Source organism: Flavicella sp. IMCC45668, from assembly GCF_057219105.1.
The window spans coordinates 3,435,240-3,449,989 of the sequence record NZ_CM170114.1; the positions used below are offsets into that span (position 1 = coordinate 3,435,240).

17 protein-coding genes and 1 tRNA gene are annotated in these 14,750 nt (G+C 33.6%); 11 read left to right on the forward strand and 7 right to left on the reverse strand.

Annotated elements, in window-relative coordinates; all coding sequences use genetic code 11:
- The first annotated feature begins 77 nt into the window (after positions 1 to 77).
- From AC2DZ0_RS13985 to AC2DZ0_RS13995, 3 genes are read left to right on the forward strand one after another with little or no spacing between them, the layout of a single operon-like run.
- Positions 78 to 533, forward strand: coding sequence for a DUF4442 domain-containing protein (locus tag AC2DZ0_RS13985; RefSeq protein ID WP_484642503.1), 456 nt, complete (start codon positions 78 to 80; stop codon positions 531 to 533).
- The gene (locus AC2DZ0_RS13990; RefSeq protein ID WP_484642505.1) at positions 509 to 1,264 is read left to right on the forward strand and encodes a hypothetical protein; all 756 of its coding nucleotides are present in this window, start codon (positions 509 to 511) and stop codon (positions 1,262 to 1,264) included. Before AC2DZ0_RS13985 ends, AC2DZ0_RS13990 begins: the two co-directional genes overlap by 25 nt.
- Before the next feature lie 9 nt (positions 1,265 to 1,273).
- A complete protein-coding gene (locus AC2DZ0_RS13995) occupies positions 1,274 to 2,071 on the forward strand; it encodes a TIGR00266 family protein (protein WP_484642506.1) in 798 nt (265 codons plus the stop codon).
- 95 nt (positions 2,072 to 2,166) lie between these two features.
- Here the strand turns inward: AC2DZ0_RS13995 and AC2DZ0_RS14000 are convergent, their stop codons facing one another.
- Genes AC2DZ0_RS14000 through AC2DZ0_RS14015 form a run of 4 tightly spaced genes read right to left on the reverse strand, consistent with a single transcriptional unit; the run spans position 2,167 to position 4,159 of the window.
- Complete coding sequence (locus AC2DZ0_RS14000; RefSeq protein WP_484642507.1) at positions 2,167 to 2,874, reverse strand: DUF4369 domain-containing protein; 708 nt, start codon at positions 2,872 to 2,874, stop codon at positions 2,167 to 2,169.
- Between the two features lie 22 nt (positions 2,875 to 2,896).
- Positions 2,897 to 3,706, reverse strand: coding sequence for an HAD family hydrolase (locus tag AC2DZ0_RS14005; protein WP_484642508.1), 810 nt, complete (start codon positions 3,704 to 3,706; stop codon positions 2,897 to 2,899).
- A gap of 14 nt (positions 3,707 to 3,720) precedes the next feature.
- Positions 3,721 to 3,894 carry a DUF4177 domain-containing protein gene (locus tag AC2DZ0_RS14010; RefSeq protein WP_484490681.1) on the reverse strand — a complete coding sequence of 58 codons (174 nt, stop codon included), beginning with the start codon at positions 3,892 to 3,894 and terminating at the stop codon, positions 3,721 to 3,723.
- Between the two features lie 28 nt (positions 3,895 to 3,922).
- Positions 3,923 to 4,159, reverse strand: coding sequence for a DUF1456 family protein (locus tag AC2DZ0_RS14015; protein ID WP_484642510.1), 237 nt, complete (start codon positions 4,157 to 4,159; stop codon positions 3,923 to 3,925).
- 60 nt (positions 4,160 to 4,219) lie between these two features.
- Between AC2DZ0_RS14015 and AC2DZ0_RS14020 the strand changes: the two genes are divergently transcribed.
- Positions 4,220 to 4,912, forward strand: a complete 693-nt coding sequence (locus tag AC2DZ0_RS14020) for a M15 family metallopeptidase (RefSeq protein ID WP_484642511.1) — start codon at positions 4,220 to 4,222, stop codon at positions 4,910 to 4,912.
- Here AC2DZ0_RS14020 and AC2DZ0_RS14025 read toward each other — a convergent pair whose 3' ends face one another.
- On the reverse strand, positions 4,913 to 6,019 hold the full coding sequence (locus AC2DZ0_RS14025; RefSeq protein ID WP_484490684.1) for a DNA alkylation repair protein: 1,107 nt from the start codon (positions 6,017 to 6,019) through the stop codon (positions 4,913 to 4,915).
- Between the two features lie 68 nt (positions 6,020 to 6,087).
- Positions 6,088 to 7,227, reverse strand: a complete 1,140-nt coding sequence (locus AC2DZ0_RS14030; protein ID WP_484490685.1) for an acyl-CoA dehydrogenase — start codon at positions 7,225 to 7,227, stop codon at positions 6,088 to 6,090.
- A 121-nt stretch (positions 7,228 to 7,348) separates the two neighbouring features.
- Between AC2DZ0_RS14030 and AC2DZ0_RS14035 the strand changes: the two genes are divergently transcribed.
- From AC2DZ0_RS14035 to AC2DZ0_RS14065, 7 genes are all read left to right on the forward strand, one after another.
- Positions 7,349 to 8,407: an anhydro-N-acetylmuramic acid kinase gene (locus AC2DZ0_RS14035; protein ID WP_484642513.1), complete on the forward strand. Its 1,059-nt coding sequence runs from the start codon at positions 7,349 to 7,351 to the stop codon at positions 8,405 to 8,407.
- 296 nt (positions 8,408 to 8,703) lie between these two features.
- Complete coding sequence (gene nhaB, locus AC2DZ0_RS14040; protein WP_484642515.1) at positions 8,704 to 10,173, forward strand: sodium/proton antiporter NhaB; 1,470 nt, start codon at positions 8,704 to 8,706, stop codon at positions 10,171 to 10,173.
- A gap of 162 nt (positions 10,174 to 10,335) precedes the next feature.
- A complete protein-coding gene (locus AC2DZ0_RS14045; RefSeq protein ID WP_484642516.1) occupies positions 10,336 to 11,025 on the forward strand; it encodes a MotA/TolQ/ExbB proton channel family protein in 690 nt (229 codons plus the stop codon).
- 12 nt (positions 11,026 to 11,037) lie between these two features.
- Positions 11,038 to 11,430, forward strand: coding sequence for an ExbD/TolR family protein (locus AC2DZ0_RS14050; RefSeq protein WP_484490689.1), 393 nt, complete (start codon positions 11,038 to 11,040; stop codon positions 11,428 to 11,430).
- Positions 11,431 to 11,494: 64 nt separating this feature from the next.
- The gene (locus AC2DZ0_RS14055; protein ID WP_484642518.1) at positions 11,495 to 12,274 is read left to right on the forward strand and encodes an energy transducer TonB family protein; all 780 of its coding nucleotides are present in this window, start codon (positions 11,495 to 11,497) and stop codon (positions 12,272 to 12,274) included.
- Positions 12,275 to 12,334: 60 nt separating this feature from the next.
- Complete coding sequence (locus AC2DZ0_RS14060; protein ID WP_484642519.1) at positions 12,335 to 13,555, forward strand: bifunctional folylpolyglutamate synthase/dihydrofolate synthase; 1,221 nt, start codon at positions 12,335 to 12,337, stop codon at positions 13,553 to 13,555.
- 56 nt (positions 13,556 to 13,611) lie between these two features.
- Positions 13,612 to 13,689, forward strand: a tRNA-Val gene (locus AC2DZ0_RS14065).
- Positions 13,690 to 13,807: 118 nt separating this feature from the next.
- Here AC2DZ0_RS14065 and AC2DZ0_RS14070 read toward each other — a convergent pair.
- Positions 13,808 to 14,749: a hypothetical protein gene (locus AC2DZ0_RS14070; protein WP_484642521.1), complete on the reverse strand. Its 942-nt coding sequence runs from the start codon at positions 14,747 to 14,749 to the stop codon at positions 13,808 to 13,810.
- Position 14,750: the final 1 nt, after the last annotated feature.

The window sequence follows — 14,750 nt, forward strand, 5'->3', positions numbered from 1 at the left end:
TTTATTTGAAAGTTACTTTTTTATGGAAAAAGGAACTAAAATTAGTAGCTCATTTCTTTTTTTTTTAACTTACATAAATGAAATTTACCACTACAATTTTAAACCGTTTTGTGTTTTTTAAAATTCCTTCAGCGTACCTATCAGGTGTCAGGGTGAAAACTATTTCAGAAAATAGCATTAGGGTAAAAGTCAGATATCAATGGATCAATCAGAATCCATTTAAGTCAATGTATTGGGCCACACAAGGAATGGCATCAGAATTGGCAACAGGGGTTTTAATGATGAGAAAGATATACGTGTCAGGAGAAAAGATTTCGATGCTTGTTGTTGGTCAAAAAGGAGAGTTTTTAAAAAAAGCAAAAGGGATAATTTATTTCGAATGTTCAGATGATGGTCGTATTCAGCAAGCGATTGAAAAAGCTGTTGAAACGGGCGAGGGACAACATTTGATTTTAGAGTCAAATGGAATTGATGAACAAGGAGATGTTGTGTCTAAATTTGAATATCAATGGAGTATAAAGTTAAAAAAATGAGGAGATTGACGGTGTTGCTTTTGTTGTTGTTAAGTATAAGTTGTTCTACGGAAGAGGAGCGGGGTTATGATAATTTACAAGAATATATAAATCTACATCCTTTAGATCGAGAAAATGATGTCATTGCTTGTGCGGCAAGTGCGAAAGACGGCTCAGGAAATACTTTAGTGTTTTTTTATCCTATTCCGGGCGCTACAGATTATCGTTGTTTTGAAACAAATGATTTAGAAGGAGGGAAAGAAAACTTATTATTATACAGGGAGGTAGATTTTCCATTGGAACCCGTTTTTAATGGGTATCTCCAGAGGTTTGTTCGTGATTCTTCTAACGAAACCTTTTGCATTGTGACTTATTTAGTGAATGGGGAATTGAGAACTTCACAACCCATTCGATTGAAACAACAAACCAAACCAACAGAATGGTCCCAGGAGGTGTCGATTGATTTTGAACAGAATGCACAACCCAAATTTTCTTGGTTAGATGGGCAAATAGATGAGAATGTTATTTATTTTCAGGTGATTACGGATAGTCAAAGTAATTTGTTATCTGGTACTTACACCTATGAAAAAATGTTTACCTATTACCAATTAGATAATGTTGTTTTGAATGTTACTAGAGAGGAGCCGCCAGAACTTTTGTTAAACAATAGTTATAGTTTTACTATGATGGGAGTGAGTGTTGATAATTGGGTTAATTTGGTGATTCAAAATGATTTTCTAATACCTAATTAAAAAATAAATATGAGCGCACACGTTATCGATTACAAAATTGAAGGAGAAGAAATGCAATTTGTTGAAATTGAATTGGATCCTCAAGAGAGTGTTATTGCAGAATCTGGAAGTTTTATGATGATGGATTCGGGAATTTCAATGTCTACAATATTTGGTGATGGATCTGGTCAGTCCGAAGGGGTGCTTGGTAAATTGTTTTCTGCAGGGAAAAGATTACTTACTGGAGAGAGTTTATTTATGACTGTTTTTACCAATACAGAATTTGGTAAAAAACATGTTTCTTTTGCATCTCCTTACCCAGGAAAAATTATTCCTATTGATTTGTCTAGAAATCAAGGAAAGTTTATTTGTCAGAAAGACGCGTTTTTATGTGCAGCAAAAGGAGTTGCGATAGGTATTGAATTCTCTAAAAAATTAGGAAGAGGACTTTTTGGGGGGGAAGGTTTTATCATGCAAAAATTAGAAGGAGACGGAATGGCGTTTGTTCATGCAGGTGGAACTATCACAAAGAAAACATTGTTGTCAGGTGAAATACTGAAGGTAGATACTGGATGCTTGGTTGGTTTTACGGAATCAGTTCATTATGATATTGAATTTGTTGGTGGTATAAAAAATTCTCTTTTTGGAGGAGAAGGTTTGTTTTTTGCTAGTTTGCAAGGACCGGGAGAGGTGTATATTCAATCATTACCATTTAGCAGACTTGCCAATAGAGTTTTGTCAATGGCGCCAAGAACAGGAGGGAAATCTCAAGGAGAGGGAAGTATTTTAGGAGGTATTGGTGATTTGCTAGATGGAGATAACCGTTGATAGTAAAATAGTCGAAGGACGGTACGAAAAGAAATACGAGCATAAAAAAAGGGAACGTTAAAATGTGTTCCCTTTTTTTATTGGTTCTAATTGTATTATTCTTCCGTAGAAGATTTTATTTTTTCAATGAAAGAATTTAATTCTTTACCATATCGAGAGTTTTTAATCTCAAGACTTAGAGAGTTGTTAATCGTATCTAAATATTTAACATTGGCATTGTTCAATACACTTAAGGCTAAATAAGGAGCAACTTCTGAGTCGGTGTTGTTTAACGCAAAGTTTATAGTATATAAATATTTTTTGCGCAATAACGTTTTTGATTCTTTAGCTATTTTATCTATTTTTTCTTGGTTTTTATCCTTGATCGCGTCAAAATTTGCTTTGATCATTTCCAAGTTTTTGTTTTGAAAACGAGATGCAATAATATTGTACTGATCTAAAATTTCTTGATTTTTAGATCCAGAAATTTTTGCATGTAAAAGAAAGTTATCCAAACTGGTGTTGATTGTAATCTCTCCAGGTTCGCCAAAAAAAGGAATCGATTTTTCGCTGTCTTTGTTCAAAGAAAGAAAATGCAATTGAGAAGAGTTGTTGTTTGAACTCAATTCATAAAGTCCTGTTCCTTTTACATAGGTAGAATCAATTGTCGATAAAATACCGTTATCAATTTTTTGAAGAAATAAAGTCCCTTTTTTTAACCCTTTTACTTCTCCTTTTACTACCATAGTATTTTTGTTTGGCTTCTTGTCACAAGACACAAACAATACAGCAGTTAAGAATGAGATGATAATTAGGTTTTTCATATTGGTTTAGTTTAGTTATGTTTTACAAATGTTTCGCAATAGCTTTTGCAACTCCGTTATTATGGTTGGTGTCAGTAACGTCATCTGCAATCGCTAACACTTCTTCTTTAGCATTTTTAACAGCGACACCCATTTTAACGGCATTCAGCATTTCAATATCGTTATAATTATCACCAAAAGCAATACAATTTTCAAGAGATAAATTGTTGTAACTGTTTTTTAGTAAGGTGTTGATACCTGTGAGCTTAGAGATTTCTTTGCTTGCAATTTCTATATAGGTATCTTTAGATCTGTATAAATGAAGTTCATCAGGGTATGCTAAAGTAAGACTTTCCATTACCTTATCAAGTTCTTCCTTATCTCCCATACACATTACTTTGTGCGCGCCTTTATTGTTGGTTTTCCAGTCAACTAAAACTTCTTCGATAGGCTTAATAGTAGGCGTAACTTTGGTGTTGTTTTCTTCTCTTTTTGCCCAAAAATCCATTCCTTCAACGTACCAGTCGTCATTATTGTATAAACTTATATGGAATTTTTTTTCAGTATTCAATCCGGCAATTACCTCTAAAATGGAATGCTCAATTTCTGTAGAATGTATGCTTTTATTGTCTACTAATACAAGCCCTCCATTATAACAAATGATAGGAGTGTTTTTTATATTCAAGTCATCTTGAATATGATACATTGCGCTTGGCATTCTTGAAGAAATTAGAACAAACGGAATGTTGTTTTTTGAAATTCTAGCAACTTCTGTTTTTAGCGCTTCTGAAGGAATTCGTTCTTTGCTTAATAAAGTTCCATCAATGTCTGTAAAGGCAATTTTAAGGCTCATATATAATGTAATTGTTAGTTCTGTGTTTCTTCCTTGTCTCTTTCTAGAATAGCCTTTACAACACCACGATGTACAAATGAGTTGACCACCCGCCATCCCGTTTTTGCATAGCTATTCAATAGGTTTTCAAAGTCTGCATCCTTTTTGATAGGCGTGCTTTTTTGTTTTATGAATTTGTATTCTTTCATGATTATAAAGTTTAGAGTAGTGGGGTATTTATTTGTTTTTTTTTGGAGGCATTGGACCTCTCTTATGTATGATTAAGCCATTTAAAAAATTACGTAAAAATTGATCTTTACACTCCATGTATTTAGGATGGTCTTCATTTCTATACAAAGCGTTTATTTCACTTTTGGTAACCTTGAAATTTACCAATCCCATGATATCTACAATATCGGTGTCCTTTAATTGAAGCGCTACTCTTAATTTTTTTAAGATGTCGTTATTTGTCATAATTCTTAATTGAAATGCAAATATAGTTAATTAGATTTGTAGGTATTCAAATTAATATTGATGAAAGCACCTAACTTTAATTATAGGATTATTTGCCTTTTTTTGATTCTTTTTTCTGGATGTACAATCACTGCGCAGAAAAATAGACCGAATGGTTTCAAGGAAATAAAATTAGAAATTCCTGATGCTTTATTGGAAATAAGATATTTTGGGAATCATAATTTTATAGGTAAACCAATACATGGCTATAATGCGCCAAAAGCCATTCTTTCGAGTGAAGCGATAAATCGATTAGTAGAGGTTCAAAAAGAATTAAAAGAAAAAGGGTTGGGGCTGAAAATATATGATGCTTATCGGCCTCAAAGAGCAGTTGACCATTTTGTAGCTTGGGCAAAAAATGAACAGGATACATTGATGAAAGCTGAGTTTTATCCTAATGTTCGCAAAAAAGATTTGTTTAAACTACAGTATATAGCGGCTAGATCTGGGCATACTCGTGGGAGTACTGTTGATCTGACTTTAGTAAATATGAAAACTCAAAAAGAATTGGATATGGGAAGTCCATATGATTTTTTTGGTGAAATTTCTTGGCCTGATGCTACCTCTATATCGGAAAAACAACATAAAAATAGAATGCTTTTGAGAAATGTTATGTTAGGTCATGGTTTCAAACCTTATAAATGTGAGTGGTGGCATTTTACTTTAAAAGAAGAACCTTATCCAGATACCTATTTTAATTTTCCGGTAGAATAATTAAGTTAAAAGTTCAAAAGTTTTGGATTCCATTTCCACTCCATTAATAACCAAACTTATTTTATGTATGCCAGTGTAATATTTTCGGGTACTAATAATTTTAAAAGAATGTCTTCTGTTATAGTCAAGAGTTTCATTTGTCGCTATTTCTCTTTCTGATATTTTAAATATTTTTTTAGAAAGGGAGCCGTTGGAAAGTAAAAAATGAATAAAGTATTCTAATCTAACTTTTTGGTATTTCTTGCTACTATTAGAAATAGAAAACTCAAAGTTTAGGTATGTGCCAATAGCAACTTTATTTGATTTAAGTTTTATGGAACTCACATCGAAGTTATTGATGTCTCCATATCCGAAAAGTTGCAGTGCCTTTGTGTCTCCTTTTTTCAAAAGAGTTCGTGCTGCATGTTTTACCAACCAGTTCCTATCGTCAGTATACCCATACCATTGATATAAAAGTTTTAGGATTGCATCTGGATGTTCTTTTGAAATGTCATTGATGTTGTTAGCAACACTTCTTCTTACATATAAAGAAGGGTCATCTTTTAAATTGTCTAAAATAGGATATATTGGGCTTGGGTCCTTTTTTAAATAGGGTAGTCCCATTCCCCATGGCAACCTTGGACGGCAACCTTCAGATGCCAATCTTCTTACGGAAGCATGTTTATGATTGCTCCATTCTTTTAATTTTTCAAAAGTTTCTTTAGGATATTTTAGTAAAAATGGCCTAATCGCAAATTCACAACTGGCTAAAACCGTAACTTTTTCAATGGCCGCGAAGGAGGTTTTCAATTCAGGTAAACCATAGACTTCAATATAATCGCATAAAACGAGATATTCAAAAGTGTCTTGTTTGTTTTGGTTTATTCTGATATCCTCTGAAATTGCAGTGATCAGTTGTAAATTTTCAATTGTGTTTTCTGAAAGTTGACCATGAATGGCCGCAGCAATATGTTTGATTCTGGGTTTGAGTTCTAAATGAATCCAGTTTTCATCAAAAATAAATTTTAAAAATTGTTCTGAATCAAAGTTTTCAATATGGTTTTCACAAATTTTTGAGAAAGGCATAACAAATTGTTCATTGAACATGTTTTTTAATGGTTCCGCCATGGTTTCATTTAAAATTTTGAAGATTCTTTTTTTTAGGCTTGAATTGATCTTTTATGTTGCTTGCTTCTTTATTTTAAAACCGATCTAGAAATCACAATTTTCTGAATTTCAGAAGTACCCTCATAGATTTGAGTAATTTTTGCATCACGCATCATTCTTTCTACATGGTATTCTTTTACAAAACCATAGCCGCCATGTATCTGAACCGCCTCTGTTGTTATTTTCATAGAGCTATCAGCGCAATATAATTTAGCCATAGAGCTTGATAGGTCGTAATTCAAGCCTTGGTCTTTGTCCCAAGCAGCTTTTAGACATAAAAACCTTCCTGCTTCAATTTCAACTGCCATATCAGCAAGTTTGAATGCTATTGCTTGGTGTTTGCTAATTTCTTTACCAAAGGCTTTACGCTCTTTACTATATTGTAAAGACAATTCATAAGCTCCAGAAGAAATTCCAAGTGCCTGGGCGGCAATTCCAATTCTTCCTCCTGAAAGTGTTTCCATGGCAAATCTAAATCCAAAGCCATCTTCGCCAATTCTATTTTCTTTCGGAACTTTTACATCTGTAAAAAGTAACGAGTGTGTATCCGATCCTCGAATTCCTAATTTATTTTCTTTTTTACCAACCTTAAAACCTGGTGTGTCCTTTTCTACAATAAAAACATTAATTCCTTTATGGGCTTTTGAAATATCAGTTTGTGCAACAACTAAATAAATACTTGCGTTCCCTCCATTTGTAATCCAGTTTTTTACACCGTTTAATAGATAATGATCTCCCTTGTCAATTGCTGTGGTTTTTTGAGAAGTAGCATCGCTACCAGCTTCTGGTTCACTTAAACAAAAAGCACCAAGAACTTCGCCACTGGCTAAAGGTTTCAGATATTTTTGTTTTTGCTCCTCTGTTCCATATTTTTCCAATCCCCAGCATACTAATGAGTTGTTTGCCGACATAGCAACTCCTGCCGAGGCATCAATTTTAGAGATTTCTTCAATCGCAAGTACGTATGAAATTGTATCCATCCCGCTTCCTCCGTATTCAGGAGATACCATCATTCCCATAAGGCCAAGTTCTCCCATTTTTTTTATTTGTTCATGTGGGAAAGTTTGAGTTTCATCACGTTCAATCACACCGGGTAATAATTCTGATTTGGCAAAATCTCTTGCCGCATCTCTAATCATGATATGTTCTTCTGATAATTGAAAGTTCATAAGCGCTGTTTTTATTTTAGAAAATTCAATATAGTAATTTTTAGAGGTGCATTTAATTTTTAAATCATAATTTTTATCTCAATCAATGTAAAAAACTACATTTGTTTAGGAACTTAAAATTATGCAGAAAACGATTTACGGTATAGGTGTTATGTCAGGTACTTCTCTTGACGGTGTAGATGTAGTGTATGTGAAATTTAAAAATACAGAAACATACGATTATGAAATTGTTCATTGTAAAACCTTTGCTTATTCTAAGTTATGGGTCACATCGTTGAAGGCAGCCTTTGATAAAAAACCAGAGGAGTTAAAAGATTTAGATATTTCTTTAGGAGTTTATTTTGGTGAGGTGATAAATGAATTCATCGATTTATATGAAATATCACATGTAGACATCGTTGCGTCACATGGCCATACCATTTTTCATAAACCAGAGGAAGGGTTCACTTTACAGATTGGTTCTGGTAACGAAATAGCGAAAGTAACAGGCTGTAAGGTGGTTTATGATTTTAGAACTCAGGATGTGCAACTTGGGGGGCAGGGGGCTCCTTTGGTGCCTATCGGTGATGTATACTTGTTTTCAAAATATGATTTTTGTTTGAATTTAGGTGGTTTTGCAAATGTTTCATTTGATCAAAACGGAATGAGAAAAGCATTTGATATTTGTCCTGTGAACATCGTTATGAATTATTATATGAATAGTATAGGGCAGGAGTATGATGACAAAGGTAGCTTGGCAAGTACTGGAAAAATTAATGAAGCTTTATTGGACCAATTAAATAATGACCCGTTTTATGGATTAGATCATCCGAAATCTTTAGGATTCGAATTTGTGCATAATAATGTAATACCTCTTTTGGATCGTTTCCAACTTCCCTTGCAGGATTTGTTGCGAACTTTTGTGGAGCATATTGCCATGCAATTGACAGCCGTAATAAAGGGAAGAAATGAGTCTCAAATTTTGGTAACTGGTGGTGGTGCCTATAATGAGTTTTTAATAAATAGGTTGAGAGCGTTGACTAGTTACGATTGGATAATTCCAACTCGTGAATTGGTAGAATATAAAGAAGCTTTAATTTTTACCTTGTTAGGGGTATTAAGAATTCAAGGCAAGGTGAATTGTTTAAAAAGTGTAACAGGGGCAAAAAAAGACCATAGCAGTGGACAAGTTTCCGGATAAGGTTTTATGTCTTTTTTTTGTGTTGTAAGCTGCTAAAAGTTCGTTTTGTTTATTGATATTTGGTTTTTGTTTGAAAAAATGTAACGTATTTGGTTTTTTGTTGCGTAATGTATAAAGATCAAAAATAAATATTTATAATTTTTTAGGGACTTAATAAGATAGTTTTTAAAATTGTCTTATAATTTTTATCAAAATCATTATTTTGTGTAACGAAATGCATTGCGTAAAGAAAACCTTTTAAAAATGGGGTTAGCTTGATAGAATTTAGTAGTTTAGGCGTTCAAAAATTAACTATTATGTTCAAAAATTTTTTAGGTTCTAGCCCGTCATGGTTCAAAATTACCATGATCTTCTTTTTAATTGTTAACATTCCAATATATTTTGTTAGTCCAACAGTATCTGCTTGGGTATTTATTGGAGAATTTATTTTTACGTTAGCGATGGCGCTAAAATGTTATCCACTTCAATCAGGTGGATTGTTAGCGATTCAAGTATTATTGTTAGGATTAACAACTCCGCATAATGCCTATCATGAGGTAGATCAAAACTTAGAAGTTGTTTTGTTACTTGTATTTATGGTTGCAGGGATTTATTTTATGAAACCTTTATTGATGTATATCTTCAGTAAAATCTTTTCTAAAATTAAATCTAAGGTTGCTTTATCTTTATTATTTGTTTTTATGTCGGCTGTATTGTCAGCGTTTCTTGATGCCCTAACAGTAACTGCGGTATTGATTAGTGTAGCAGTTGGTTTTTATGGAGTATATCATAAAATACACTCAGGATCTACGGATTATGATGGAGACGGTGTGATAGATAAAACACAATTGAGTGGTGAAAATTTAGAACAGTTTAGAAGTTTCTTAAGAAGTTTAATCATGCACGGTGTGGTAGGTACTGCATTAGGAGGAGTTTGTACTTTGGTAGGAGAACCTCAAAACTTATTGATTGGAGAAAGAATGGGATGGGATTTTATTGAATTCTTTTTCCAAATGGGACCTATTACAATACCAGTTTTGTTATTCGGATTACTAACAACTGTATTGTTAGAGTTAACAGGATGGTTTGGTTTTGGTGCTAAAAGACCAGCTATTGTAAACCAAATTATTGATGGCTATACTCAAGCTGAAGATGAAAAGAGAACAGAAAAAGAAAAATACGCTTTAATTGTTCAAGGGGTTGCTGCTGTTTTATTAATTATTGGATTGGCAACGCATGCTGCACCAGTTGGGTTTATCGGATTAGGATTAATTGTTTTTCAAACAGCATTTATGGGGATCATTGAAGAACATGCATTAGGACATGCCTTTGAAGAAGCATTGCCATTTACTGGTTTGATTGTAGTGTTCTTTGTAATTGTTGCAATGATCCATGATCAACATTTATTTACACCTATTATTAACTGGGCGTTGAATCAAGATCCAGATGCACAACCTGGCTTGTTTTATATAGCGAATGGTGCATTGTCCGCAATTAGTGATAATGTATTTGTAGCAACGGTTTATATTAGTGAAGTTCAGGCAGCGTTTGAAGCAGGTCAGATTGATAGAGAGCATTTTGAAAAATTAGCAATTGCAATTAACACGGGTACAAATTTACCAAGTGTTGCAACGCCAAATGGTCAAGCAGCTTTCTTGTTTTTATTGACATCTTCTTTGGCTCCCTTGATTAACTTATCATATGGTACGATGGTGAAAATGGCTTTACCTTATACAATCGTATTAGGTGGTGTTGGTTATGTAATGGTAAATCTAGTATTACATTAGAATCAAAAAAATATTTAAAAATAAAAGGAGCTATTCATAAGAATGGCTCCTTTTTTGTTGCGCTACATTTTAAGTACGAATATTTCTGAATTTATTAAATCAAAAACAATTTACTATTCGTATTTTCGTTTTCTTTAAATACCTAATAAAAAATAATTGAATATGTTATCATTGTTTCAAGAGGCTGTTGTAGACGCTGAAGAGTTAATTTCGGAAGAAAAAACATTATCGATCTATAAATTAATTATGGAAGGTGGCGTAGGTGGTCAGATTATAATAGCCATTTTATTTGTGTTACTTGCGGTAACTCTATATATCTATTTTGAAAGATTTTTTGCTATAAAATCCGCTAGTAAAATTGATAAAGATTTTATGAATCAAATAAAAGATCATGTTGCCAATGGTAATTTAGAGGCTGCAAAATCTTTATGCTCAAATGTAGAAACTCCTGTTGCTAGTTTGATTGAAACAGGTATTTCAAGAATAGGTAAACCATTAGAGGATATCAATACAGCAATTGAAAATGCAGGTAAGTTAGAAGTTTATAAGCTAGAAAGTAATGTAAGTGTAGTTGCAACTATTGCTGGTGCAGCACCGATGATTGGTTTTTTAGGAACGGTAATCGGAATGATTATCTCTATTCATGAAATTGCAAATGCAGGTGGACAAATAGATATTAAGTTATTAGCTGATGGTTTGTATACAGCAATGACTACCACTGTTGGTGGTCTGATAGTAGGGATTATATCCTATATTTCATACAATCATCTGGTTGTTAAAACAGATAAGGTTGTTTATCAAATGGAAGCTAAGACTGTTGAATTTATGGACTTATTGAATGAACCTGTATAAAACTTGTAACAAATGAATATACAAGGTAGAAATAAAGTAGACCCAAGCTTCAATATGTCGTCCATGACGGATATTGTTTTTTTATTGTTGATCTTTTTTATGTTGACATCGACATTAGTAACGGTTAACGCGATTGATGTGATCTTACCAAAGGCAGGTGGGAAAACGGAAAATAAAGGAACTATTGCCGTTTCCATTACGAAGGATGCTAAGTTTTTTATGGATGGAACTGAAGTTTCTGAATTGAATTTGGAAAGTGCAATAAAAAAAGAGTTTTCTGCAGATGATGGAAAAACCTTAGTGATTCGAGGGGATCAAGAGGTTTCGTATAAAAAAATCATGCATGTAATTGATATTGCAAACAGAAATAAAATTAAGATGATACTTGCCGTAAAAGGTATGTAATTTTTATATGAGATATTTAGAAACAAAGCATCAACAAAAATCATTGGTAATAACCTTTGTAATCATGACGTCAATTTTGATGTTGATGTTGTTTTTTGGAATGCGTTATATGGATCCTCCGGAAGAATATGGAATTGCCATTAATTTTGGTACTTCAGATGTTGGTAGTGGACCTCCTAAAGTGCAAGAAACTATTAAGTCTGTTCCAGAGCCTATGCAACCTAAGCAGGAGGTTACAAAAGTAGAAGAAATACCATCGGAAGAAGTAAAGGAAGAGGTGCTTACTCAAAATACGGAAGAGGCTCCGGTGATTCAAAAGAAAGAATCAGTGAAGAAACCTGTTCCCGTTCCAAAGGAGAAACCTAAAAAGGTGGAAAAACCAGTTGTAAAAGAAGCTCCCAAGCCTTCAAAAGAAACTGAAAATGCATTGTCTAATTTACTCAATGGAAATCCTTCAGATGGTGATGTCTCTCAAGGAGAAGGAGATGATACTGACTCAGGTTTGAAAGGAAATGAATTGGGGGACCCTAGCTCATCTAAGTATTACGGAAATGGTGGTTCGGGTGGTGATGGTAATTATAGCTTGAAAGGAAGAAATGCTGTTGGTAAACCTAAAATTAATTCAGATTGTAATGTAGGTGGTACCGTTGTGGTAAGCATTCAAGTGAATAGGTCAGGACAAGTAATCAATGCAACTCCCGGTGCTAAAGGAACTACGGAATCATCACCATGTTTGTATAAAGCAGCAAAAGAAGCTGCACTAAAAACTAAATGGAGTGCTGCTCCAGATGCGCCTTCTGTTCAGAAGGGACGTATTATTTACCATTTTTCATTATCTGAATAACTCACTCTTGTTCTCAAGGTTTAGAGAATCGAGTTCCAATAATTTTCAAGCAATCATAGAATGAATTATCAAGAAACTTTAGATTGGATGTTTGTACAGTTGCCTATGTATCAAAGAGAAGGGGCTGCTGCTTATAAAAAGGATTTATCCAACACTTTATTGTTAGTGGATCATTTAGAAAATCCACATAAGAATTTTAAATCTATTCATGTTGCAGGTACTAATGGAAAAGGGTCCTGTAGTCATATGTTAGCCTCTATATTGCAAGAGGCAGGCTATAAAGTTGGGTTGTATACGTCTCCTCATTTGGTTGATTTTAGAGAGCGCATAAAAATCAATGGTCAAGAGATACCAGAACAGAAAGTAGTAGATTTTATCGAAAAAAATAAATCCTTTTTTGAACAAAACTATTTGTCTTTTTTTGAAATGACCGTTGGGCTGGCATTTGAATATTTTAGTGAACAGAAAGTTGATTTTGCTGTGGTTGAAGTTGGTTTAGGTGGTAGATTGGACTCAACGAATATAATTACTCCAGAAGTTTCATTGATTACAAATATAGGTTTGGATCATACTCAATTTTTAGGGGATACCTTAGAAAAAATAGCCTTTGAGAAGGGTGGGATTATCAAATCTAAAACTCCAGTTGTTGTTGGTGAATTTCAAAAAGAAACATTGCCGGTTTTTGAGAAATTGGCACAAAAATACGAAGCAGAATTATTTTTGGCCTCTAAATTAGTGGATGAAAGTATTCCATCTGATTTGTTGGGAGATTATCAAAAGCACAATAGCAAATCTGTTTTTCAGACGATAAAAGTATTACAAGCCAAGGGACATTCTATTTCGGATGCTGCGATCACCTCAGGAATGCAATCAGTGGTGAAGAATACAAATCTTCTTGGTAGATGGCAAATTTTGGAAGATAGTCCTAAAACTATTTGTGATACAGCTCATAATAGAGAAGGATTAGGGTATACCTTAAAACAGTTGGGAAAAGAGAAGTATGAAAAACTACATATTGTGTTAGGGATGGTTGATGACAAGAACCTGAATAGGGTATTACCTATGTTTCCTAAGGAGGCAGTTTATTATTTTTGCAAGCCCGATTTAGGTAGAGGTTTAGATACGGAGGTTCTAAAACAAAAATCATATGACTTTGGTTTGTTAGGTAATTGTTTTGAGTCTGTAAATGAGGCATATGAGAAAGCAAAAATGAACGCTACTACAAATGATTGTATTTACATTGGTGGAAGTACTTTTGTGGTAGCAGAAATTTTACAATAAAAAGTAAAAAAAAGTTTGGTCACATCGAACAAAGGTTCTATATTTGCAACCGCTAAGGGCAATTAGCTCAGTTGGTTCAGAGCACCTCGTTTACACCGAGGGGGTCGGGGGTTCGAATCCCTCATTGCCCACCAAGTTTGAGAAAGGTTTACACGAAAGTGTAAACCTTTTTTTATGTTGTAAAAAGGAATCTTTTTTGAAGTTAATTTACAAAAGAGATTCCCTTAGTTTTAATGAAATTTATAAGCTTCGTTAAAAATAAAACTTAATTCCCAACATTGCTTTACTTATTCTAGTGTTAGATTCTACGCTTTTAAGATTTACTTGGTAGGTATTAAACTGAAGCCCTAGCTCATAGTCGTCAGATCCTGAATAGCCTATTTTACCTAAAAAGATATTAGAAAACCCTCGATTATTCATTGATATCTCAGGAGTAGAGGAGATTGAGTAACCAAGTGCTACTGCTATTGGGGTGTTGTGATTTTCATTGAAGTCAATATCTCCCAAGATTCCGAAAGAATAGTAAGTGTCCGTTGTTCCTCTTTGCATGGATTCTCCGTGAATTGCGTCTGCATTAAACTGTAATCCGTAAGTTTCGTTAAAAGCATAAGCTCCTCTAATACCTAGTCCAACAGAGGTTGCTTGTATTTTTTTGCTTAAACTTGGGTAAGGTTCTCCGTCAATTAAATCTTCAAGGTATTTTGTTACATCAATAAAATTTCCGGTCAGGTTGTTTGCTTTTACGGTGGCAGACAAAAGTAATTTGTCAGTCTCTTTTATTTTAACAATCCAACCAATGTCACCTCCAGAAACTGTATTTACCCCATCAGCAATAATTGTGGATAAGTCAGAGCCAATTCTACTCGATAATTTCATGGAAATAAATAAGCCTAACCAATCTGTAAATTGTTGTTGGTATTGCAGTTTAAAGTCTACATATAATATTTTTCCTTGAAAACTGAATAGATTAACACCGTTGTAGTCAAAGCCTGGAATTGTAATTAAAGAGGTGCTTCCATATCCAATATCTGTTTGAAGATTTGTGGATATGAAAGCACTTTTTAATTGACTTGTAGATAAGAATTTATGACCATTTAATTCGGGTATTCTTTGATGCGAGTTTTCATTTTGGGCTATAGAAACCTGTACTAACAATGAAAATAAAATAATGGTATAAAGATATTTGTATTTCATA